This window comes from Cryobacterium sp. SO1 (assembly GCF_004210215.2).
GTDB lineage: Bacteria > Actinomycetota > Actinomycetes > Actinomycetales > Microbacteriaceae > Cryobacterium.
This window is the reverse complement of sequence record NZ_CP067394.1, coordinates 1790865-1813728: the sequence shown is the minus strand read 5'-3', so window position 1 is coordinate 1813728 and position 22864 is coordinate 1790865. Positions and strand designations below refer to the sequence as shown.

Genomic DNA, 22864 nt, shown 5'->3' with positions numbered 1-22864 from the left:
TGGTCGTTAAGACTGGGGTGATGCAGGGTTGTGATGATGGTCAGCGTGAGATTTACGATGTCGATGCCGTAGCGGGGCACTTGCTTCCGCCTGGATCGGTGTTCGCTTTCCTCGCAGCGCACCGTCGGGAGCTGTTTCCCGATGATGCGTTTGCGGACTTGTTTTCCTCGCAGAACGGCCGCCCGTCAATACCGGCGGACGTGATCGCGTCGGTGATGGTGTTGCAAACACTGCACAACCTTTCCGACAGGGAAGCGGCCGAGGCGTTGACGTATGACCTGCGGTGGAAAGCCGCCTGCGGGTTCGCGCTGACTGAAACCTCTTTCCACCCGACCGTGCTGGTCTATTGGCGCAAACGCTTGGCTGCCAGTGACCGGCCGCACCGCATTTTTGAGGCCGTGACCGCGGTCATTGCCCAGTCCGGAGCATTGTCGGGGCGCAAACGCCGGGCGTTGGACTCAACAATTTTGGAGGATGCGGTTGCCCGGCAGGACACCGTCACGCAGCTGGTCGGACAGATCCGCCGTGTTGGCCGGGAGATCCCCGGCGCGGACGTGAGCGTCGCCGGCTTGACCGGCCATGATTACTCCCAGCCGGGCAAGCCCGACATTGCGTGGGACGACCGCGACGCCCGCGACGAGCTCGTCTCCCGCCTGGTCACCGATGCTCTCGCTCTGCTGGGCAGCATCAACGTCCATATCCTCAACAAGAAGCAGCAGGAAACCGTCGCGCTGCTTGCCTTGGTCGCCGGCCAAGACGTGGAACCCGCCGACGGGTCCGACGGGACCGACGGGCGGTGGCGGATCGCCCGCCGGGTCGCTCCCGACCGGGTGATTTCCACCGTCGATCCTGATGCCCGCCATGCGCACAAGAGCCGCCAGAAAAAGATCGACGGCTATAAAGCCCACGTCAACGCGGAGCCCGACACCGGGTTGGTGACGGCGGCAATGCTCACGAAAGCCTCTGGTTCGCAAAACAGCGACGCGGCTCGCGGCGGCGAGCTGCTCGCGGCCGACGTCAGCATCGGTGAGCAAAACATTGACGTGCTGGGTGATTCGGCCTATGGCAGCGGCGGGCTCCTGACCGAGATTCATGCCGCTGGGCACCGGCCGATCATCAAGCCGATGCCGCTGGGCCGAGCCGTTCCGGGCGGATTCACCATCGATGACTTCACCGTGGATGAAACCCTGCAGACCGTGACCTGCCCGGCCGGGAACGTCCGGTCGCTCAGCCCGAAACGACGGGCCAGTTTTGGTAGTTCGTGCCAGGCCTGCCCGCTGATGGCGCAGTGCACCACCGCGAAGTCCGGCAAGAAGATGCAGATTCATCCGCTGGATCAGGTTCGCCGGGAGCACCGCGTCACCGCTCAGGACCCGGACTTTCAAGCCCTTTATCGCCAGCACCGTCCAATGATTGAACGGACGCTGGCGTGGATGACGCGCGGGGCCCGGCGGGTCCGCTACCGCGGCGTTGCCAAGAACAATGCGGGGTGGGTGATCCGTGCTGCCGCGATCAATCTCAAACGGCTCCTCAACCTCGGTTTGACCAGCCAGAACGGGGTTTGGGCCCTTGGATAACACCCCGACGCACAAGGACCACCTCGGCGCACGGTCCCAGGCGGCAGAGCCGCCCACTACGGCCCCATCGATCAGCCCCGACGCGAGATCCCACCATCGTGGCCGATCGCTCAGTCGACCGCACAAAGCCCCACAGCGGAGCAAAAAAACACTCTAAGAACTCGCCGAGGCAACTGGACCCCTAATATTCAGCGCCCTCCTAGGGCGCGTGCGGCGCTGGCCCGCGGGATGGGCGAGTCAACCGATCTGCCACGGGAAGATGCCGTGGGTGACAACAGCCATAAGGAGTCCCCAGACGGCGCCGATCGGGAGGGCGAGAACAATCCTCACAGTGCGCGGCTTCAGCCACGGGATGAGGGCGAATGGGAGGCCCATGACCACGGCGGCGAAGACACAGGCTTGGACGGCCAGGCCCGCATCGCTCGTGTCGAGCCCGTAGCCGCCGCCGCTGCAGCCGCTGATCCCGCACCACGATATCCCAGCGAGGACGGCTGCCGGCAGGCACAGGAGAATGGCGACGGGAACGGCCCACAACAGGTGCAGGACCTGGCGCGGTTGGAGCCCGTTGGTCACGTGCCGGGACGTGCCGGGGTTGCCAAAGTCGGTCACCGTTCAGTGTCCTGCGGCGCGGCCGGTCGCCGCCAGTGCCCAGAACACGGGCCAGGACCGCCGACGCGGCGCACAACACGGGGCCGCAAACACGCTTTAGGCTGGCGAGGTGAACGACGTACTCAACTGGATCCTGGACGCCGTGAGCGCCGTCGACCCCGTCGTGCGCACCCTGCTGGCTGGATTGGGCATGCTCCTGGAGACGTCGGTGCTGATCGGTTTGGTCGTCCCCGGCGACACCATCGTGATCGTCGCCAGCACCGCGGTAGAGGACCCCGTCGAATACGTCGCCCTGGTGCTGACGGTCATCCTGGGCGCCCTGGCCGGTGAGAGCATCGGCTTCTACCTGGGCCGCCGGTTCGGCCCGTGGATACGCCGGAGCTGGTTGGGCCGGCGGATCGGTGAGAAGAACTGGGCAGCGGCGGAGCGCTACCTCGCCAGACGCGGCGGTATCGCCGTGTTCCTGTCGCGGTTCCTGCCGGTGTTGCACTCGGTCATCCCGCTCACCGTCGGTATGAGCACCATGCGCTATCGCACCTTCCTGACCTGGACGGTGCCCGCCTGCGTTCTGTGGACCCTGGCCTACGTGAGTGTCGGCGCCGCCGCGGCCGAGGGGTATCGCAGCATTTCAGACCAGCTGCACTTTGCCGGCTATCTCTTCGTCGGCGCGATCGCGGCGTTCGGCGTGGTCGTGGTCCTGGTCAAACGGTGGCTCAAGCGTCGCGAGGCCAGGTTCATGGAACGAGAGCTCCCCCCGGAGTAGCGTCGCGCTGCAGTCCTGACCCGGCGGAGAGGGTGTACGTGCTGGTGATCAGCCCGGCCGGAACCGGGGTGTGCGAGATGAGAAGCACGGCACGTCCCGCGTCGGCCGAGGCCGACAGGATGTCGCGAACGAGCGTGTCGCCCAGACCGGTATCCACGTTGGCCGTCGGCTCATCGACGATGAGAACCGGGAAGTCGGCGAGCAGCGCCCTGGCCAGTGCTATCCGCTGGGCCTGACCGCCGGAGACGAGTGCCCCACGTTCACCCACCCTGGCATCCAAACCGCCGCGCCGGCGGACCCAGTCGGCCAGCCCGACGCGCGCGAGCACCTCGAGCAGGTCAGCGTCGGTGGCGGTGTCCCGCGCGAACAGCAGGTTCTGCCGCACGGTGTCGTCGAACAGCCACGGCCGCTGCTCGCACAGGCCCACGACCCGCCGGAGATCGGACGGTGCCAGCTCCCGGGCTTCCACACCGTTGATCCGGTACGACCCCGTGTAGTCGAGGAAGCGCACCAGTGTCTGCGCGAGGGTGGTCTTGCCGGCGCCGCTGGCCCCGGCCAGGTGCACGCGGTCCCCCGCGTCCAGCCGCAGGGTCACCCCGGCCAGCGCGGGCCGATCCGCGCCCGGCCAGCTGGCGCCCAACCCGGTCAATTCGATCAGCGCTCGGCCCGGCTGGAGCGCCCCCTGGTCCCCGACCGCAGCCGACTTCGAATCCTCGCGGAGCACGACACCCGCCGCCGGGATCTCCGCGGGAATCTGCTCGGGCACTGCCGTCGCGACCCGTTCGGCGCTGGAGCGGACCTGGCGCCAGGCGCTGATGGCCGGCGGGATCATGGCGAAGACTTCGAACACGGCCATCGGAACCAGCACGACCACGGCAAGAGCGGGGCCGGAGAAGCCGCCGGTGCCCAGGGTCGGGATTGCCGCGATGAGCGCGAGGACGGTCGCGGCGCCGGCGCACAGTGAGATCACGGCGGCCTGCACTCCGGCTCCCGTGGAACTGCGGAGCGAAGCCCTGCGGAGTCTGTCCTCCACCACGGAGAGGGCAGTCAACCTCGCCTCGAGGGCGCCGAAGGCGGTGAGCACGTCGAGGTTCTCGACCACCTCGAGGACCTCGTCGGCGAGGGCGCCCCGAAGCGGCGCCAGGGCGCGCTCAGAGCGGGCCGACAGCGCGGCCGTCGCGAGGGTGCCGACGACACCGGCGACGATCAGGCAGAGTGCCAGGGTCAGCCCAGCCGCCGGAAGGACCCACCAGACCCCGATCACGCTGAGCACGGCCACCAGGCCGGAGGTTGCCAGGGGTTGGACGACACGCAGCGGCAGGTCCTGCAGGTCGTCGACATCCCTCACCAGTCGGGTGAGCAGGTCGCCCCTGCGGGTGCCGGAGAGCCCGGCGGGGGCCAGGGGCAGCAGTCGGGCGAAGATGCCCAGCCGAAGGGCGCCGAGTTGGCGGAATGCCGCATCGTGGCTGAGCAGTCGCTCCAGGTAGCGGAACGCCGCACGGGAGAGGGCGAAGGCGCGCACGCCCACGACGGCCAGGCCGAGGAACAGGATCGGCGGCATCTCGGCGGCGCGGGTGATCAGCCAGGCCGAGCAGGCGAGGAGGGCCACGGCGCTGGCGGCGCTGGCCACTCCCGCCGCGAGGCCGGGCAGGCTGCGGCGCGCCGGTGGTTGGGCGAGCCTGAGCACCGACCGGGTGGCCGGGGAGACACCGAGCGTGACGGGAGAACGACGATCAGACATGGGCGACCTCGTTCAGATGGACGACGTGGTCCGCGGCGACGACGAAGGCCGGTCGATGACTGACGACGATCACGACGCGGCCCTGGCCGGCCAGCGTGCGGAGACCGTCGATGAGGGCATTCTCCGCATCCGCGTCGAGGGCGGAACTCGGCTCGTCGAGCACCAGGACCGCACAGTTCAGGGCGACCGAGCGGTAGATCGCCCTGGCCGCGGCGACCCTCTGGGATTGACCGCCGGACAGCCCGGCCCCGTTCACGCCCAGGCGAAGCTCGGGATCCAGGTCTCCGGCACCGGCCCAGCCGAGTGCGGTTCTGACCAGGGCGTCGTCGGTGACGCTTGCGCCCAGGGCGACGTTGCTGGAGACAGTGCCAGAGAACAGGCCGGGGCGCTGACCGGCCCAGGCGAGCCAATCCCGGTCGTCGTCCGGCATCACGGTCACGGGCCCGAGCAGAACCTTGCCGTCGTACGGGACGAAACCCTGGATGGCGCCGATCAGGGTGGATTTTCCCGCTCCGCTGGGTCCGCGCAGCACGCTGAGCTGGCCGGCCGCGAAATCGGCACTGAGGCGGTCGATGATTGCGGCGTCGCCGCGCCTGACGGTGACCGCGTCCAGACTGAGTGTGGTCGGAGGCCCGGTAGGAGCCGCGGCCTGTATCCGGTCACCACGACCGGCCGGCACGTGCTGGCCCGGCAGTTCGTTGTGTCCCGGCTGATTGTTTCGGTCGGGCTGTTCGTCATCGTCGAGGATGGCGAACACCTCCTCGGCCGCGGCGAGGCCATCGGCCGCGGCATGGAATTGCGCGCCGACCTGGCGTATCGGCAGGAACGCCTCAGGTGCCAGGAGTAAGACGAACAGTCCGACGCCGAGCAGCAGCGAGCCGTCGACGAGCCTCAACCCGATGGAAACGGCGATCAGGGCCACCGAGAGGCTCCCGGCGAGCTCCAGCGCGAACCCGCTGAGGAACGACACCCGCAACACCTTCATGGTGCGGCCCCGGTACTCGTCGGTGAGGCTGGCCAGGCGTGCCGTCTGGCGGCGGTCCCTACCGAAGATCTTAAGGGTGGCCAGGCCACCGACGACGTCGAGAAAACCGGCCGACAGACGCTGCAGGGCATCCCACTGCTGGCGTTGCACGACCTGCGTGGCCTGCCCGATCAGAATCATGAACACGGGGATCAGCGGCAGCACGATGATGACCGTGATGCCGCTGGCGGGGTCCTGCCAGAGCATCACGAGCACCAGGATCGGGGTGGCGATCGCCGTCAGCAGCAGCTGCGGCAGGTACCTCGCGAAGTAGTTGTCGAGCGCGTCCAGCCCACTCGTGACCACTGTCGCCACCCGGGCGGACTGCTGACCGGCCAGCCAGTCGGGGCCACGCTCGGCCAGCCGGGCGAGCACCGCGGTGCGGAGCTGGCTCTTCACGGCCGCTGCCCCGCGAGTGGCGGCGACTTCCACCAACCAGACCAGGACGGCACGCAGGATCACCACCGCGGCCAGTGCGGCCACGGTGCCGGCGATCGATTCCAGCGCGGAGCCTCCGACCGCCAGGGTGATGCTCTGGCTGAGGAACCAGGCGAAGGCCACGACCGTGAGGGTCTGGGCCAGGCCCAGAACCGCACCGACGAGAAGGAACCACCGCGCTGCGGAGGCGTGGGTGAGAAGTCGCGGATCGAGGGGACGCATCCGTTGTAGTGTACGGCGGCCTAGTGTGTTGCGGCTTCGATGTGGGACCGGCTGATTCGCTTGCGGAACACCCAGTACGTCCAGCCCTGGTAGCCGATGATCACCGGAGCCGCGATCAGAGCGGTCCAACTCATCACCTGCAGTGTGTACGGCGTCGACGAGGCGTTCTCGATGGTGAGGCTGTTGGCCACATCGTTGCTGGCCGGCATCACGTCGGGGAACAGCGACGCGAACAGGGTGAGCACAGCGAACCCGATGGTCACGGCCATCAGAGAGAACGCCGTGCGCTCGTTTCCGCGCAGGTTCGCCAGGTAGCCGGCGATCAGGGTCACGGCCGCGACCGCGGCGAGGATGCCGGAGGCGAGAGTGCCGTAGGCCAGCGTCGTCCACACCAGGAACGACGCCGCGACGACGATGGTCACCAGTCCCGACTTGATCGCGAGCGAGCGGGCACGCACCCGGATGTCGCCCTCGGTCTTGGTGGAGACGAAGATCACGCCGTGGGTGAAGAAGAGCAGCATCGTGGTGAGGCCGGCCAGCAGCGCGTAAGGGTTCAGCAAGTCGAAGAAGCTGCCGATGTAGTTGAAGTCAGCGTCCAACGGCACGCCGCGCACGACGTTGCCGAACGCGACTCCCCAGAGCAGGGCCGGAACGGCGGACCCGACGACGATCATGGCGTCGAAGGACTTCTTCCACTTCAGTTCCGGGCGCTGGTGCCGGTACTCGAAGGAAACACCGCGGGCGATCAAGGCCAGCAGGATCAGCAGCAGCGCCAGGTAGAACCCGCTGAACATGGTGGCGTACCACTCCGGGAACGCCGCGAACAGCGACGCTCCCGCCACGATGACCCAGGTCTCGTTGAGGTCCCAGACCGGGCCGATGGTGTTGATCAGGACGCGCCGGTCCGTGTCGTCCTTTCCGAGGAACGGGAGGGACATGCCCACACCGAAGTCGAATCCGTCCAGGACGAAATAGCCGATGAACATCGCGGCGATGATCCAGAACCACAGGATATTGAGTTCCATCGTGAGCTCCTAGTAGACCGTGGTCGTTTGCTTGATTTCGCCGGACACCGGGTCGGGTACCGTCTCAGGGTCCGGTCCCTTCTGCACAGCCTTGAGGATCAGGCGGAACTCCACCACGGCCAGAGCGCCGTAGAGCAGGGTGAAGGCGATAAGGGAAATGAGGATCTCGAGCCCGCTGACGTTCGGCGAGACCCCGTCTGCGGTCTTGAGCAACCCGAAGACCAGCCAGGGTTGGCGGCCCATCTCGGTGAAGACCCAGCCGACGCTCATGGCCAGCAGCGACATCGGGAACGACCAGATCGCGATCTTCCACATCCAGGTCTGGGGGCTCTTGCCCTTGCGGGTGAACCAGAGGCCGGCGACGGCGACGAGGATGTGCGCGATGCCGAGTCCGATCATCCAGCGGAACGACCAGTAGGTCACCCAGATGATCGGTGCGTAGTCGCCGGGCCCGTACAGCTGCACGTACTGCTCCTGCAGGTTGTTGATGCCCTCCACGGTGCCGTCGAAGGTGTGCGTGGACAGGAACGACAGCAGGTAGGGGATGCGAATCGAGAACAGTTCGCTGACGCCGTCCGGGGTGCCGAGGGTGAAGATCGAGAAGGACGCATTGGCGCCGGTGGCCGTGTTGTACATGGCCTCGGCCGCAGCCATCTTCATCGGCTGGGCCTGAACCATGGCCAGGCTCAGCTGGTCGCCCATCAGGGTGGTGAGCGCCCCGGCGATGACCATCATCCACAGCCCGAACTTGAGCGCGGGCCGCATGGTCTCGAGGTGCTGGTTGCGGGAGAGATGCCAGGCCGCCACCGAGATGATCAGGCCGGCGGAGACCATGAAGCAGGCGAAAATCGTGTGCGGGAACGCCGCGAGGGCGATCGGGTTGGTGAGCAGCTCGCCGATGCTGGTCAGCTCTGCCCGGCCCTTGACCTCGTTGATCTGGTAGGCGACCGGGTTCTGCATGAACGCGTTGGCGGCGATGATGAAGTAGGCCGACGCGATGCTTCCCACGGTGGTGAGCCAGATGGTGGCCAGGTGCAGCCCCTTGGGCAGCTTGTCCCAGCCGAAGATCCACAGACCGATGAAGGTGGCCTCGAGGAAGAACGCCGTGATGCCCTCGAAGGCCAGAGGGGCGCCGAAGACGTCACCGACGAACCTGGAGTAGTCCGACCAGTTCATGCCGAACTGGAATTCTTGCACGATGCCCGTCACGACTCCCATGGCGAAGTTGATCAGGAAGATCTTGCCGAAGAAGTGGGTGAGCTGCAGGTACTTGGCCTTGTTGGTGCGGTACCAGGCGGTCTGGAAGATCGCCACGGTCGTGACCAGGCCGATGGTGAGTGGCACGAACAGGAAGTGGTAGATCGTCGTGAGACCGAACTGCCACCTCGACAGGAGTAACGGATCAAGCCACTCGTTCATTTGTCCTCCGGGACGTGAGTTTTCTACGTGTCGTAGAAGACTACTATTCTACGGCCAGTAGAAAACACCTCTTTCGTTGATAAACTGGTGCGCATGGGAAGTTTGGGTGTGCTCGAGAGAATGTTGATGGACCTGCTGTGGTCGGCCGGCACTCCCCTGACCGCCAACGAGTTGCGCGACGCCCTGCTGAACCCCGAGGCCACCGGGGCGAAGCCGCTCGCGACGACGACGGTGCTCACGGTGTTGTCCCGCCTGGAGAACAAGGGTTTCGTCACCCGCGACCGCGACAGTCGACCGCACGGATACACGGCTGTGAGCTCGCGGGCGCAGCACACAGCCGAACTGATGCATGAGGTCCTGGGCACCACCACCGATCGCACCGCCACTCTGGCCCGCTTCATCGGCAACGTCAGCCCGCAGGAGGCCCAAACTCTGCGCGCCCTGCTCGAGAGCGTCAGTCCGTCGTCGGAGTGACGCGACCACGCGCAGGAGCTCCCAGAGCCCTGCCCCCCGCACACACCCTGGACCGGTAGGTCAGGTGCTCACCACCGCACTGACCCTGATGGTGCTCGCCGTCGTCCTGGCCTGGCCTGTCCCGATCCTCCTCGCCGGGGCCGACTGGCCGCCGCGTGCGCCGGGCCTGGCCCTAGCCCTGTGGCAGTCGATCGCCCTGGCCGGCGGTGTCTCGATGATCGGCTCGTTGCTGGTCTTCGGCCTGATCCCGTTCGGAGCCACCCCCGTGTCCGCCCTCGGCGCGGTCGCCGGGTACGTCATGGCGGGCACCCTGCCCGCCGGGGCCACACTGGCGGGCGTGATGGCGCTCTGCCTGGCGGTGATCCTGGCCACCCATCTTCTACTCAACCTCAGTGCCACGTTCATCCGCGCTGAGCGGGAGCGCCGACGCCACCACACTCTGATCGGCCTGCTCAGCGACCCGTTGCCGTTCGACAGCACGGGCACCAGGGTGATCGATCATGCGGCGCCGGTGGCCTACTGCCTGCCCGGCGCCACTCGTTCGGCGACGGTATTGTCGCGGGGGCTGCTGAAACTTCTGGATCCCGACCAGCTGCGCGGCGTCGTCGCTCACGAGCGGGCGCATCTGCGCCAGCAACACCATCTGGTGCTGCTCGCCTTCAAGTCCTGGCACAGCGCCCTGCCTTGGTTCCCGATCGCCAATCGTGCCGAGAACGCTGTGGCCTTGCTGGTGGAGATGCTGGCCGACGACCGGGCTAGGCAGGAGGTCGATGACCGCACGCTGGCTACGGCGATCGCCCTTGTCGGCACCGCCCACCTGACCGAAGATCCGGGCACGGCGTTCGCGACGGCCGGGTTTGCGGATGCCGGCTTCGGCGCGAACCGCCCCGGCACACTTCCCCGGCCGGACCATCCGGTCGATGGGTCCGCCGAGATGGTCGGACCGCGCGTACACCGGCTCATCGGTGCGGGGACGGTGCTGGGCCCGGTCGGTCGGATCGGGGTGATCGCGGCCACGGTCGGTCTGCTGGTGCTGCCCACCGTGCTGCTGGTCACGACCTGATCCGTGGCAGACTAACGGCCCCGCCACAGGGCGGGGCCGTTAGGGTTGCGCGGCGATATTGACGCGACGCTGCTTGCGCGATGCGCCTAGATCAGGCCTTCATTGGTCAGCCACTCGGTCGCGATGGTGTCGGCGGCGGCCTGGTCGTTCACGCTCTGGGCGTTCAGGCCCACGAGGGTGTCGGTGGCCAGGGCCGCACTGACCGCGTTGAGGATGTCAGCGGCCGAGCCGTCGACCTTGTCGGAGACGAGCGGCACGACGTTGTCAGGAAAGAACAGGCTGTCGGGATCATCGAGGGCGACGAGGCTGTTCGACTCGATGTTGGGATCCGCCGTGTAGATGTTGGCCAGCTGGATCTTGTTGTCGACGAGGGCCTTGACGGTCAGGGGTCCGCCGCTGTCCTCCACCGGGGTGAAACCGGCGATCTCGATGCCGTACTTCTCCTTGAGCGCTGTCGGCCCGTACGGCCGGGTTTCCAGCTCGGAGTTGCCGCCCACGGTGATCGGTTCGGTCACCTCGGTGAGCGAGGCGATATCCGTGAGGCCGTAGGCATCCGCGAACGCCTGGGTGACGGTCCAGGAGTTCTGGTCGGCCGCATCTGCCCGGTCGAGCACACTCAAGCCGTCGGGTAGGGCGGCTTCGAGGGCCGTGTAGACCTCGTCGGGGCTGCCGCCGGCGGCGTCGGCCTCGAGGGCCTGCAGCAGGCTGCCGGAGTACTCGGGGAAGACGTCGATCGAGCCTGCCTCGATCTCGGGGAGGTAGGCCTCGCGCTGTCCGATGCGGAACTGGCGGTCGACCGTGAAACCACCGTTCTCCAGCGCTTGGGCGTAGATCTCCGCGATGATCTCGTTGGAGTAGTAATCCTGCGATCCGACAACGAGTGTCTCGGAGTCGGCGGAACTGTTCCCCTCGTCCAGCGGGTCCCCGGACGCGCACCCTGCAAGGGCTACGACAGCCCCAACCGCGACCGCGCTGACAAGCGCGAGCCGGCCTCGTGTGATTGTGAACATGCTGTTGTCCTTCCTCAGGTACCGATGTTTCGGTAGATGTGTCACCGTGCGGCTGTGGGGCTGCCGGTGCGAAGCGTTGGAGTTGTGGCGAGGCGCCCGGAGACACCCCTTGGTACAACGAACCGTTGGATCAGCGCGAAGATTCCCTCCAGAGCCAAAGCCAGAACAATGACGAGTATCGACCCGCCCAGCATCTCGGGATAGTCGCGGGTTTTCAAGCCCGAGAAGAGATACCGGCCCAGACCGAGATCGGCCACGTAGGCCGCGAGCGTTGCGGTGGCGATGACCTGGAGCGTGGCAGAGCGCACGCCGCCGATCAGGAGGGGCAGGCCGAGGGGCACCTCCACCTTGCGAACGATCTGCAGCTCCGACATGCCAACGGCTCGGGCAGCATCGACGGTGCGCCGGTCGATCGCCTCGAAGCCGGTGTAGGCACCGGCCAGGATGGGCGGAATCGCCAGCACCGTCAGTGCCACATACGGGGCCACGACGCCGATGCCCACCCAGAGAGCCACCAGGGTGAGCAGGCCAAGGGTCGGGATGGCCCGCAGGCCTCCAGACGTCGAAACCGCGAGTTCGCGGCCCCGACCGGTGTGGCCGATGAGGTAGCCGAGTGGGATCGCGATCGCCGACGCGATCAGCACGGTGACGAGGGAGAAGACGAGATGCTGGCCGATCCGCAGCGGGATCGCGTTCAGTCCGACATAGTTGGCCGGGTCGAGGATCCAGTCGATGGCGCTGGCGAAGAGGTTCATGCGGCGCTCACCTCGACAGGCGTACTCGGCTTGGCCGGAGTGATCCGCCGCGTCCACGGCATCAGTACCCGCCCGGCGAGCACGAGAGCACCGTCGAAGAGCAGAGCCAGGCTGACCGTGGCGATGAGCCCGGCGATGATCTCGGCCTGGATTCCACGCTGGAACCCGTCGGTGAAGAGGCTGCCCAGGCTCTGCACGCCGATCACTGCTCCGACGGTGACGAGGCTGACGGTGCTGACGGCGACCACTCGCATGCCGGCCAGAAGCACCGGTCCGGCCAGCGGAAGTTCCACCTGCCAGAACCGTGACCAGGTCGAATAGCCCACGGCCGAAGCGGACTGTCTCACGTCGACATCCACCGAGTCCAGACCGTCGGACACCACTCGCACCATAAGGGCGATGCCGTAGAGGGTGAGGGCGATGATCACATTCACCGGGGAGAGCAGACTGGTGCCGATCACGGCAGGGAGCACAAAGATCAAGGGCAGCGACGGCACGGCGTAGAGCAAGCCCGCTCCGGTGAGGATGATCCCCCGGCTGACCCGGTAGCGGCGTGCCAGCCAGCCGAGCGGGACGGCGATCACGAAGCACAGCAGGATCGGCGGCAGGCTCAGCACCACGTGGTCGAGCGTGCGTGCCCAGATCAGGCCCAGGTTGGCCAGGACCCAGGTCATCGCGCGCCTTCGCGTTTCAGCACACCGGCGAGGCGCCCGTCGCTGTCCACGAGGACGTCCTCGTTCCCGTGCCGTTCCACGTGCAATGCACGCCGGCCCCGATCGGCGCCGACGAAGCTGGCCACGAAGTCATCGGCGGGGTTGGCGAGCAGCTCAGCGGGCGAGCCCACCTGGGCGATCCGGCCGCCCTCGCTCAGGATCACGATCTGGTCGCCGAGCAGGAAGGCTTCCTCGATGTCATGGGTGACGAAGACCACGGTCTTGTCCAGTTCCTTCTGAAGGCGCACCAGCTCCTGCTGCAGCTCCGCGCGCACGATCGGATCCACCGCGCCGAACGGCTCGTCCATCAGCAGGATGTTCGGGTTGACCGCCAGCCCCCTGGCCACACCGACACGTTGCTGCTGGCCACCGGAGAGCTGGCTCGGATACCGGTCGGCCAGCGAGCGGTCCAGGCCGACGGTGTCGAGCATCGCCAGGGCATCCGCTCTGGCCTGGCGTTTGGGTGTGCCGCGCAGCAGCGGCACGGTCGCGACGTTGTCGATAACGGTGCGGTGCGGCAGCAGCCCGGAGTTCTGCATGACGTAGCCGATTCCGCGGCGCAGCTTCACCGGGGGCAGGGTGGCGATGTCCTCGCCGTCGATCTCGACCGACCCGCTGGTCGGGTCGACCATCCGGTTGATCATCCGCAGCAGCGTGGTCTTGCCCGACCCTGAGGATCCGACCAGCACCGTCGTCTTGTGGGAGGGCAGGACCAGGCTGAAGCCCTCGACGGCAAGGGTGCCGTCGGGGAAGCGCTTGCTCACGGAACGGAACTCGATCATGGCTGGGCTCAATCCTCGAAGCGGACCTGACACTCGTCGGCCCCGGGTTTCTGGGACGATGAACGGGCAAGTACGGAAAGACTAGCCAATCATTCTTCGGAGCAAGATCCAAAGCGGATTGCCGTTTACGTCACAATCGCCAGGGCGAAGGTCCCGAATCAGGCGTCCGGGCCGTAGTAGCCGACGAGGTAGTCGTGCATGATGCGGCGGCACTCGGCGATGAAGCGCTCATCGCCCTGGCTGTTCCAGGTGAAGGCACGGGACAGGAGGGAATCGGCCATCTCCACGGCGACCTCGAGCCTGAAGATCAGGTCGGGTCCGCCGGACAGGCCGAATTCATCCGACAGAACGCCGGCGATCTGGTTGGCGAAGAAGCCGGAGTCCAGCTCGTCCGGCACGCTGGACTGTGCGCGTTCTCGGTCGGCGAAGTGCAAGATCCGGAATCCGGGTTCGGCACGATAGAGGTCGACGAACGCCGAGATCCCGCAGTCCACGGCTTCCCACCAAGTGCTCGGCTGGGTCTCCTTGAGGGTGTCGGCGACGCGCTGCCTGAATCGTTGCACCGCGCGCTCGCGGAGGCCTTCGAGGACTGCGACGCGGTCGGGATAGTAGCGGTACACGGTGCCGATGGAGGCACCGGCGCGCTCCGCGACCATGGCTGTGGTGATGCGGTCGAAACCCACCTCGTCGACGACCTCTGCGGCGGCATCGAGGAGTGCGGTCAACCTGGCGGCACTGCGCTGTTGGATGGGCTCGGTACGAATCTGCCGCCCTTGTGCGACAGAGTCTTCACCGAATAGGTCGATCAGCGCCACGTGGCCTCCTTGAATATACGACACAATCTTAGGGCCAGCGGTTGAGCGCGAGGCACATGACATACCCCCCGAACGGAGCGGGAGCGCGGTGCCCAGGCTTGTCGTCAGCGGCCGGGCGTGCGCCTGGCCGGCAGCGCTGGCGGGCGAGAGGGACGCTGCGGCGCATGAGAGACTGAGGTGTGTCCAAGTCCCCCGCCACGCCCGCCATGCCCCTGGACCCTGCGCGCCTCATGCACCGAGCGGCGCGGATCGAGGATTGGCTGCATGACAAGCGCGAGAAGTTCGCCCGCCGGCGCGGACACCTGCCGATCGTCATCCCCTACTCCGGCTATGGCACCACGGAGCGGGTGCGGATCCTGTGCCGCGTCCTTCTGTCCAAGCCGGTGAAGGCTGGCGGCACCGCGCGAAGGCGGCGGCGGAATGACGGACGCGATGCGAGCATCCGGGGCTGGCGCAGCTTCACGAGCGTGCCGGTCAACGACGTCACGGTCACCATCGACATCGGCGGCAAGGCCCATCGGGTGCAGGCCGACCGCGGTGGTGTCGTCGACACTGTGATGGAGGTCAACCTGGAGCCGGGCTGGCACACCGCCACGCTGCACACCCACGCCTCGGTGAGCGTCGAGGCGCCGGTCTTCGTGGTCGCCCCCCACGTGCGAACCGGGGTCATCTCCGACGTCGACGACACCGTCATGGTCACCACCCTGCCCCGGCCGTTGCTGGCGGCGTGGAACACCTTCGTGCTGGACGAGCACGCCCGCGTTCCCACGCCGGGCATGGCCGTTCTGCTCGACCGTCTCGCCGACGCGACACCGGGCGCTCCCGTGATCTATCTCTCCACCGGCGCCTGGAATGTCGCGCCGACCCTGAGCCGCTTTCTCTCCCGCAACCTGTACCCGGCCGGCGCGTTGTTGCTGACCGACTGGGGCCCGACCCACGACAGGTTGTTCCGCAGCGGTCGGGAGCACAAGCGGGACAACCTGCGTCGTCTGGCGCAGGAGTTCCCCGAGATGAAGTGGATCCTGATCGGCGACGACGGGCAGCACGACGAGGCTATTTACGGCGAATTCCAACAGGACTTCCCGCAGAGTGTCGCCGCGGTCGCCATCCGCCGGCTGTCGCCGAGCGAGGCCGTACTGGCCGGTCGCCGGGCCAAGGATGCGGTTGGAGCCAAGCCTGACCCACGCTGGGTCTACGGGCCTGACGGCGCGAGCCTGGCGGAGCAACTGGCGGACCTCGGACTGATCCAAAATCCGGGGGCGCCCGGCCCGACCGACTGAAACGGTTCGCGGCGGGCACTGCTGGAGCACCTGCCGGCCGACCGGTTAGGAGAGGCCGATTAGGAGAGGACCGGCGCGGCGCGGCGCCCGGCGAGCAACCGGTCGAGTCCGCGGTTGATCTGCCGGGCCCAAAGCGGGCCGCGGTAGAGGAACCCCGTGTACCCCTGCACCAGGGTCGCCCCGGCGTCGAGGCGTTCGACGACCTGCTCAGCGGTCTCGACGCCACCGACCGAGATGACGCACAGGTCCGCCGGCACACTGGCCCGGATCAGGCGCAGCACCGCGAGGGACCGGTCGTTCAGGGGCGCTCCGGAGAGCCCGCCCGCGCCGGCGGCGGCCACAACGGCCGGGTCGGTCAGCAGGTTCTCCCGGCTGATGGTGGTGTTGGTGGCGATGATGCCGGCCAGGCCGAGCTCCACGGTCAGGCCGGCGATGCGGGTGACATCGTCGTCGGTCAGGTCGGGGGCGATCTTGACCAGCAGTGGGGTGTCGCCGGCCCGGTCCTGAACTGCCCTCAGCAGCGGGGCCAACTGGTCGAGCTCCTGCAGGCCGCGCAGCCCCGGTGTGTTCGGTGAGCTGACGTTGACCACCAGGTAGTCCGCGATCGGGGCCAGGGCCACCGTGCTGACCAGGTAGTCGGCCGTGGCGTCCTCGACCGCGGTGACCCGGCTCTTGCCGATGTTGATGCCAAGGACCGGGCGGCTGCGGGTGGCTCGCACCTCGCACAGGCGTGCGACGGCCGCCTCTGCTCCGCCGTTGTTGAAGCCCATCCGGTTGATCACGGCGCGGTCGGCGATCAGCCGGAACAGCCGGGGTTTGGGGTTGCCGGGCTGGGCGATGGCCGTGAGCGTGCCGACCTCGACGTGCCCGAAGCCCAGACTGCCGAGGCCGATGACGGCGTGACCGTCCTTGTCGAAACCGGCGGCAACGCCGAAGGGCGAGTCGAAGTGCAGACCGAGCGTGTCCACGCCGATGTCGGTGCGCGGGCGGGTGAATCTGTGCACGAGCGGGCCAAGGCCAAGTCGCGGGAGCCACCGGATCACCTCGACAGCCAGGTGATGCGCCTGTTCGGGGTCGATCCGGGTGAGCACCAGTGTGAAGAAAGTCCGGTACACGTCTACCGTTCCGGTTCGGGGTCGGAGTCCGTCGTGGCGGCGTGTTCGGTGCGCAGCTGACCGATCGCGCTCTCGAAGTCGTCGAGCGAGTCGAACGCCTGGTAGACGCTGGCGAAGCGCAGGTAGGCCACTTCATCGAGGTCTCGCAGAGGGGCGAGGATGGCCAGGCCGATGTCGTTGGCTTCGATCTGGGACGCTCCGGTCTGGCGGATGGTCTCCTCGACCTTCTGCGCGAGCATGGCCAGGTCCGAGTCGGTGACCGGACGGCCCTGGCAGGCCTTGCGCACGCCAGCGACGATCTTCTCGCGGCTGAACGGTTCGACGACGCCGCTGCGCTTGATGATGTTGAGGCTGGCGGTTTCGGTGGTGCTGAACCGCCGACCGCACTCCGGGCACTGCCGGCGACGGCGGATCGAGAGCCCGTCATCGCTGGTGCGCGAGTCGATGACGCGGGAATCGGGGTGGCGACAGAACGGGCAATACATCGTGCTTACGAGCCTACCGTTCCGAGGGATCGGTGAATCGCGCGCTGACGGCGTCGCCGTGGGCGGGCAATGCCTCGGCAGCGGACAGGGCCAGGATGTGCTCGGCGACACCGGCGAGGCCCTCGCGGGTGTACCGCACCACTTGCTGCGGGCGCAGGAAGGTGTACGCGCCGAGGGCCGCGGAGAACCGCGCTTGTCCCCCGGTGGGGAGTACGTGGTTGGACCCGGCCGCGTAGTCGCCGAGGCTGACCGGTGCGTACGGGCCGAGGAAGATGGCGCCGGCGTTGTCGATCAGTGCGAGCACGGCATCGGGGTCGACGGTCTGAATCTCGAGGTGCTCCGGGCCGAACGCGTTGCTGAACGCGGCGGCCTGCTCGAGGTCGTCGACCAGCACGATCGCCGACTGGCTGCCGCCCAGCGACGCCGTCACCCGTTCGGTGTGCGTCGTGCTGCCGGCCAGATCGGTCAGGAGTACCTCGACGGCGGTGGCGAGCTGGGCGGAGTCCGTGACCAGCACGGCGGCCGCGAGCTCATCGTGCTCGGCCTGGCTGACCAGGTCAGCGGCGACGAAGGCGGGGTCGGCTTCGGCGTCGGCGATCACCAGGATGTCGGTCGGACCGGCTTCGGAGTCGATGCCGGTGACGCCGCGCACCAGACGTTTTGCGGCGGCCACGTAGACGTTGCCGGGGCCGGTGACGAGCTGCACGGGATCGAGGCCCAGGCCGGGAACGCCGTAAGCGAAGGCACCGACAGCGCCGGCGCCGCCCATGGCATAGATCTCGTCGACGCCGAGCAGGCCGGCCACGGCGAGGATGGTGGGGTGCACCCGCCCACCGAAGTGGCTTTGCGGCGGGGAGGCGAGGGCGATGGAGGTGACACCGGCCACCTGGGCGGGGACCACGTTCATCACAACGCTGGACGGGTATACGGCCTTGCCGCCGGGCACGTAGAGCCCGACCCGCTGGACGGGACGCCAGCGCTGCACGATTTCGGCACCATCGGCGATGGTGGTGGTCACCAGCGGCGGCACCTGCGCGGCGCTGGCGAGTCGCACCCGACGGATGGTCTCCTCGATCGCGATGCGGACATCCGGGTCGAGGGCGGCGAGGGCCTCTTCGACGTGGGAGGCCGGCACGCGCACGTGCCCGGGGCGCACCCGGTCGAGGCGTTCGGCCTGGTCGAGCAGTGCCTCAAGACCTCGGGCGCGCACGTCGTCGATCAGTTCGGCTGCGACGTCACTGGCGACGGTGACGCTGGTGAGGGCCCGGGGCACCGAGGCCAAAAGTTCGGCCGGAGCAGGCCGCGTTCCTCGAAGGTCAATCGTCTGGATCATGTTCCTCCAGCTTATCCAAGAACGCCCGGCGCACGGGAATAGGCTGGTTGGTGAAACGATTGGCACCCACTATGAGCGATCGCACCGCGCAACCGGCCGGGTTCCCCCGCGCCCCGGCCCTCGGCACCGACCCGAACGCCCCCGGCGACCTGGCCGCGTTCAAGAACGCGTTCCGCCGTCACGCGGCCGGAGTCGCGGTCGTGACGGCACTGGATGCCCTGGGGCACCCGGTCGGATTCACCGCGACCTCCCTGGCCTCGATGTCGGCGGTACCTCCCCTGGCGACCTTCAACATGGCGAAGTCGGCCAGTTCCTGGCCGGCCGTCGCGGAGACCGAACGCCTGGTCATTCACCTGCTCGGGTTGCGCAACCGCTCGCTGGCCGAGCGCCTAGCCGGTCCCAACACCGAGCGCTTCGTCGGTGATCACTGGCGGGTAGGGCCGTATGGGCTGCCGCTGCTCAACGACGTGACGTCATGGATGGTCGGTCGTATCGTGGAGCGCGTGAGCGTGCACAACGCCGCTGTCGTCGTGGTCCAGATCGAGGGCGGCGGCCTGGGCGAGGACGACGAAGCGCTGATCTATCATGAGCGCCGCTACCGGGCTCTGGGCGATACCGTCTAGTCGCTCGGCCGCTGGGACACCCCTGTCGGCTCTGCCGGCAGGCGGGCCTAGGCCGTCGGCGTCGCGGCCGCCCGGGCAGCGGCTTTGCGCCGTTGCCGTTCGGCTTCCGTTGCGGCGGCCTCAGCCGGTGTGGGCGCTGTTCCGCCGAGGTGGGCAGGTTGCCACCAGCGTCCGGCTCCCGGGTCCGGGTACCGGGCCTGCAGTCCGTCGACGAGCCTCTGCAGAACGCCGTGCAGCCGATCGGTGACCTGTTGCGGGTCGTCGTCGGCGCCCACGGCGATCGGGGTGCCGACCGCGAAGGAGACCGGTGTGCGATAGGCCTCCCCTAGTGACGGCTTGTGGTTCTTCGTCAGCAGCCGGTGGCCACCCCAGACGGCGATCGGAACGATGGGCACCCTGGCTTCCTTGGCCATCCGTGCTGCGCCGGTCTTGAGGTCGCGCACAGTGAACGAGGCGTTCACGCCGCCCTCGGGGAACACCCCCACGAGTTCGCCCAGGCCCAGAGCCCGCACGGCATCGGCGTAGGCCTGGGCCCCCGCCGTCATGTCGACGTTGATGTGCCGCATTCCGCGGAGGAGCCATCCGACGACGGGCTTGTCGAACGCGCCCTTTTTCGCCATGAAGCGGATGTGCCGACGGTTCTTTCGCCAGGTCATCCATTCGACCAGGGCGAAATCGGCGTAGCCGAAGTGGGTGATGGCGAGTACCGCTCCGCCGGCATCCGGCAGATTGGTGAGGCCGATAACCGACGGCCTCAATCTGAAGGCTCCGAAGATTGTGCGCCCCGCCGTAATCGCCGTGCTGTAGATGGGTTCCCCGGTGCGCGTTCTCATAAGACCAGCGTAGGACCACACGCTGTCAACGTGCTGGTGGCTGGCCCGTGTGGCCGTCGCGCTATCGTGTGGGCAGCGGAGCGAAGGTGGCTGTGGGCGAGGGACTTATGGACGGCACGGTGACGACGGGCTGGGGTGACTTCGCCGTGGCGATGGCGGGTGCGGCGGCGGCGCTGGCGGGTCTCGTGATGGTGGCGATCTCGGTCAACATCAAGGAGATCCTCGCTTTTCCCGGGCTCACGGCCCGGGCGGCCGCGGCGATCGGGTCCCTCGTACTGGTCGTGGTGACGGCAGCCTTGATCCTGGTGCCGGGGCAGCCCGCGGCGCTGCTCGGCGCCGAGGTGCTCGTCGCCGGCGTGCCCGTGATCGTGCTGCACGCTGTCTCCCTGCGTCTTCGGAGGCGTGACAGCGAGGGCCAGGGGCATCCCTTGGCACTCTCCGTGGCGCTGGCGGCCCTGCAGTTGCTCCCCGTGATGGTGGGTGCTCTGCTCCTGGTCCTCGCCGGCGTCGGTGCGGGACTCTATAGTGCGGTTCTCTCCAGTGCGGGTCTCTCCAGCGCGGGTCTCTCCAGCGCGGGTATGTACTGCCTGGCGGCCGGCGTGGTGCTGACCGTGATCGGCTCGATGCTCGACGCCTGGGTCCTCATGGTGGAGATCCTCCGTTAGCCTGCCCCTCCCCCTCGCTCCCACCTCGCGAACCGTGAGTTAAGCACCGCACTTTCGCGATTTTGGGTGCTTTTCTCACGGTTCGCGGATGGGTCGGGTGGGGTGTGGGGGCGTGCGGGGGCAGTGTCGGTGGTAGGTGAGACGATCTCATTATGAGTAACCCCGACCAGGCACTACCGCCCGCTCCGGATGATGACCACTACTCTCCGGGGTCCGCTCCACCTGGCAACACCCCCGCCCCCGCCGACCCGACGCAAGCTGGGTCGGCGGAGTCCCCCGCAGCTGAACCGGCACTCGAGCCGGCCGGACTCGAGTCCACCGCGGCCGGGCCTACACCGGCGGGGCCCGCACCGGCGGGGCCCGCACCGGCGGGGCCCGAACCGGCAGGGCGTGAGGCTTATGTCCCCAATCCGACCTTGGATGAGCGGGTCTGTTCGGAGCTGGCTCGCCGCACCGAGCTGATCGCGGCCGAGGCCCGGGCCATCGCCCACGCTCAGGCCCGGCAGGCCGAGTTCCTCGTCGAGCTGCAGAGCTGGAGCGAGGACCCGCAGGTGTCCTCCCGGCTGCACGGCAACCCGGAGAGCATCCGGTTGGCCGACGTGAACGCGGCCAGCATGACCGAGGATCAGGCCCGCGCGGCCTTCTATGGCCGGTGGGAGGACCGGGACGTGGCCCGGCGCACGATCGTGAGTGAGACCGCCTGCCTGCTGCGGATGGCCGAACGCACGGTGGAACACCTGATGGAGCAGTCACTCTGGCTGCTGTCGGCCCCGGCAACCTTCCACGCCCTCTCCAACGGCGAGATCAGCTACCGGCACGCCACCGTGCTCATCGACCAGATGCGCACCCTGCCCATCGACGACCAGGAAGCCTTCGAGGACAAGGTCCTGCCGGACGCGAAACGACTCCCGGTGGCCCGGTTCACGGACAGGGCCCGCCGACTCCGGGAGCGGTTGCACCCGGAGTCCATCGTGACCCGCACCACCAACGCCCTGGCCGAGAGGCGCACCCGGTGGGAGGCAGCCCCGGACGGGATGGGCTGGTTGCACTGGTACGGCACCGCCCACGACACCAAAGCCGCCTACACCCGGATCAACACCATGGCCGTGAAACTGAATAAACTCGGCGACCCCACCCGGGCCGGCGACGCGGCCGGGAAAGCCGGCGCCGACGCTGGCGCCGACGTGAACGCGGCGGCGGACGCGAGCGCAGGGAACGGCACGGCGGCGAACGCGGGGACCGGCGCGACGGCAGATGCGGCAGCTGACGAGGAGGAGACGAAACGCACCCTCGATCAACTCCGCGCCGACATCACCCGGGCCCTCCTGCTGGACGGCATCACCCCCGACGGGATGGGCGCCGGGATCCGCGGCACGGTCATGATCACCGTGCCCGTGCTCACCCTGCTCGGCCTGGACGAGGAACCCGCCACCCTCGAAGGCTACGGCCCCATCTCCCCCGAGATGGCCCGACAGATCGCCGGACACGCCCCCAGCTTCACCCGACTACTCACCCACCCCGAAACCGGAGTCGTGCTCTCCCTGGGCAAAACCCAACACAAGAACACCACAGCCATGAAGAAGTGGCTGAGGGTGCGCGACGAAACCTGCCGATTCCCCGGCTGCTCCCGGCCCGCGGTCACCAGCGACATCGACCACACCCACGACTGGGCCGACGGCGGCACGACCGACTGCGACAACCTCGCCCATCTCTGCGAACCCCACCACCGACTCAAACACCTCACCCACTGGCGCGTCACTCAACAACCCGGCGGGATCCTGCTCTGGACCTCCCCAGGCAAACGCAGCTACCGCACCGACCCCGCCAACCCCATGGGACCACCCCGACCCCAACCACCGGTCGTGGGCCCGAAAACCCGGAAACGACCCCCGGAGGATAGCTACCTGATGCCTCCCCGGCACCGGCCAACCCGGACACCCACACCACCGGTCCCCGACAACCCGCCGTTCTGACCCGCCCCGACCCGTCGGCTCACGATGTCCACTGCGACGGGCTGAGCACAAGACGACACGGTCGACCGAGGCCGGTGACCCAGCGGGGCGGACTCGGTGGGGCAGACCCGATGAGGCAGACCCGATG

Annotated in this window: 22 protein-coding genes; 8 read left to right on the top strand and 14 right to left on the bottom strand. The window is 67.9% G+C overall.

All coding sequences use genetic code 11. The annotated features are described in order from the left end of the window. The first annotated feature begins 20 nt into the window (after positions 1-20). Positions 21-1577, top strand: a complete 1557-nt coding sequence (locus tag BJQ95_RS08530) for an IS1182 family transposase (protein WP_130178737.1) — start codon at positions 21-23, stop codon at positions 1575-1577. A gap of 237 nt (positions 1578-1814) precedes the next feature. Here BJQ95_RS08530 and BJQ95_RS08525 read toward each other — a convergent pair whose 3' ends face one another. Next, on the bottom strand, positions 1815-2186 hold the full coding sequence (locus BJQ95_RS08525; RefSeq protein ID WP_130177963.1) for a hypothetical protein: 372 nt from the start codon (positions 2184-2186) through the stop codon (positions 1815-1817). Positions 2187-2295: 109 nt separating this feature from the next. On the opposite strand from BJQ95_RS08525, the gene BJQ95_RS08520 reads away from it, so the two are divergent. Then, positions 2296-2949 carry a DedA family protein gene (locus BJQ95_RS08520; protein WP_130177964.1) on the top strand — a complete coding sequence of 218 codons (654 nt, stop codon included), beginning with the start codon at positions 2296-2298 and terminating at the stop codon, positions 2947-2949. Here BJQ95_RS08520 and cydC read toward each other — a convergent pair. Genes cydC through BJQ95_RS08500 form a run of 4 tightly spaced genes read right to left on the bottom strand, consistent with a single transcriptional unit; the run spans position 2921 to position 8818 of the window. Continuing rightward, complete coding sequence (gene cydC / locus BJQ95_RS08515; RefSeq protein WP_130177965.1) at positions 2921-4690, bottom strand: thiol reductant ABC exporter subunit CydC; 1770 nt, start codon at positions 4688-4690, stop codon at positions 2921-2923. The two genes, BJQ95_RS08520 and cydC, sit on opposite strands and share 29 nt — an antisense overlap. After that, entirely contained in the window at positions 4683-6374 is a 1692-nt protein-coding gene (gene cydD / locus BJQ95_RS08510) for a thiol reductant ABC exporter subunit CydD (protein WP_130177966.1), read from the bottom strand. Before cydD ends, cydC begins: the two co-directional genes overlap by 8 nt. Before the next feature lie 20 nt (positions 6375-6394). Then, positions 6395-7399, bottom strand: a complete 1005-nt coding sequence (cydB, locus tag BJQ95_RS08505; protein WP_130177967.1) for a cytochrome d ubiquinol oxidase subunit II — start codon at positions 7397-7399, stop codon at positions 6395-6397. 9 nt (positions 7400-7408) lie between these two features. After that, the gene (locus BJQ95_RS08500) at positions 7409-8818 is read right to left on the bottom strand and encodes a cytochrome ubiquinol oxidase subunit I (protein ID WP_130177968.1); all 1410 of its coding nucleotides are present in this window, start codon (positions 8816-8818) and stop codon (positions 7409-7411) included. A 93-nt stretch (positions 8819-8911) separates the two neighbouring features. Here BJQ95_RS08500 and BJQ95_RS08495 point away from each other — a divergent pair, with 93 nt between their 5' ends. Together BJQ95_RS08495 and BJQ95_RS08490 are read left to right on the top strand one after the other, a co-directional pair. Next, positions 8912-9292, top strand: a complete 381-nt coding sequence (locus BJQ95_RS08495) for a BlaI/MecI/CopY family transcriptional regulator (protein ID WP_130177969.1) — start codon at positions 8912-8914, stop codon at positions 9290-9292. Between the two features lie 64 nt (positions 9293-9356). Then, entirely contained in the window at positions 9357-10355 is a 999-nt protein-coding gene (locus BJQ95_RS08490; RefSeq protein ID WP_240694768.1) for a M56 family metallopeptidase, read from the top strand. Positions 10356-10441: 86 nt separating this feature from the next. Here BJQ95_RS08490 and BJQ95_RS08485 read toward each other — a convergent pair whose 3' ends face one another. The 5 genes from BJQ95_RS08485 to BJQ95_RS08465 form a co-directional block, all read right to left on the bottom strand. Beyond that, a complete protein-coding gene (locus tag BJQ95_RS08485) occupies positions 10442-11365 on the bottom strand; it encodes an ABC transporter substrate-binding protein (RefSeq protein WP_130177970.1) in 924 nt (307 codons plus the stop codon). A 41-nt stretch (positions 11366-11406) separates the two neighbouring features. Further along, positions 11407-12120 carry an ABC transporter permease gene (locus tag BJQ95_RS08480; RefSeq protein WP_130177971.1) on the bottom strand — a complete coding sequence of 238 codons (714 nt, stop codon included), beginning with the start codon at positions 12118-12120 and terminating at the stop codon, positions 11407-11409. Further along, on the bottom strand, positions 12117-12794 hold the full coding sequence (locus tag BJQ95_RS08475; RefSeq protein ID WP_130177972.1) for an ABC transporter permease: 678 nt from the start codon (positions 12792-12794) through the stop codon (positions 12117-12119). The genes BJQ95_RS08480 and BJQ95_RS08475 overlap by 4 nt, the downstream gene beginning before the upstream one ends. Further along, a complete protein-coding gene (locus BJQ95_RS08470; RefSeq protein ID WP_130177973.1) occupies positions 12791-13615 on the bottom strand; it encodes an ABC transporter ATP-binding protein in 825 nt (274 codons plus the stop codon). The genes BJQ95_RS08475 and BJQ95_RS08470 overlap by 4 nt, the downstream gene beginning before the upstream one ends. Positions 13616-13773: 158 nt before the next feature. Then, positions 13774-14430, bottom strand: coding sequence for a TetR/AcrR family transcriptional regulator (locus BJQ95_RS08465; protein WP_240694769.1), 657 nt, complete (start codon positions 14428-14430; stop codon positions 13774-13776). A 206-nt stretch (positions 14431-14636) separates the two neighbouring features. On the opposite strand from BJQ95_RS08465, the gene BJQ95_RS08460 reads away from it, so the two are divergent. Beyond that, positions 14637-15710, top strand: coding sequence for an App1 family protein (locus tag BJQ95_RS08460; RefSeq protein WP_240694770.1), 1074 nt, complete (start codon positions 14637-14639; stop codon positions 15708-15710). Between the two features lie 59 nt (positions 15711-15769). Here BJQ95_RS08460 and BJQ95_RS08455 read toward each other — a convergent pair whose 3' ends face one another. From BJQ95_RS08455 to hisD, 3 genes are read right to left on the bottom strand one after another with little or no spacing between them, the layout of a single operon-like run. Continuing rightward, entirely contained in the window at positions 15770-16825 is a 1056-nt protein-coding gene (locus BJQ95_RS08455; RefSeq protein WP_130177975.1) for a quinone-dependent dihydroorotate dehydrogenase, read from the bottom strand. A gap of 2 nt (positions 16826-16827) precedes the next feature. Continuing rightward, positions 16828-17310, bottom strand: coding sequence for a transcriptional regulator NrdR (gene nrdR, locus BJQ95_RS08450; protein ID WP_130177976.1), 483 nt, complete (start codon positions 17308-17310; stop codon positions 16828-16830). Between the two features lie 13 nt (positions 17311-17323). Further along, the gene (gene hisD, locus BJQ95_RS08445; protein ID WP_130177977.1) at positions 17324-18643 is read right to left on the bottom strand and encodes a histidinol dehydrogenase; all 1320 of its coding nucleotides are present in this window, start codon (positions 18641-18643) and stop codon (positions 17324-17326) included. 71 nt (positions 18644-18714) lie between these two features. Here hisD and BJQ95_RS08440 point away from each other — a divergent pair, with 71 nt between their 5' ends. Further along, entirely contained in the window at positions 18715-19266 is a 552-nt protein-coding gene (locus tag BJQ95_RS08440) for a flavin reductase family protein (RefSeq protein ID WP_130177978.1), read from the top strand. A 47-nt stretch (positions 19267-19313) separates the two neighbouring features. Here the strand turns inward: BJQ95_RS08440 and BJQ95_RS08435 are convergent, their stop codons facing one another. Beyond that, positions 19314-20099 (bottom strand): 1-acyl-sn-glycerol-3-phosphate acyltransferase, encoded by a 786-nt coding sequence (locus tag BJQ95_RS08435; protein ID WP_130177979.1) that lies wholly within the window; start codon positions 20097-20099, stop codon positions 19314-19316. Positions 20100-20191: 92 nt separating this feature from the next. On the opposite strand from BJQ95_RS08435, the gene BJQ95_RS08430 reads away from it, so the two are divergent. Next, positions 20192-20764 (top strand): hypothetical protein, encoded by a 573-nt coding sequence (locus BJQ95_RS08430; protein ID WP_130177980.1) that lies wholly within the window; start codon positions 20192-20194, stop codon positions 20762-20764. Between the two features lie 416 nt (positions 20765-21180). Next, complete coding sequence (locus tag BJQ95_RS08425; protein ID WP_256041593.1) at positions 21181-22737, top strand: HNH endonuclease signature motif containing protein; 1557 nt, start codon at positions 21181-21183, stop codon at positions 22735-22737. Positions 22738-22864 lie beyond the last annotated feature (127 nt).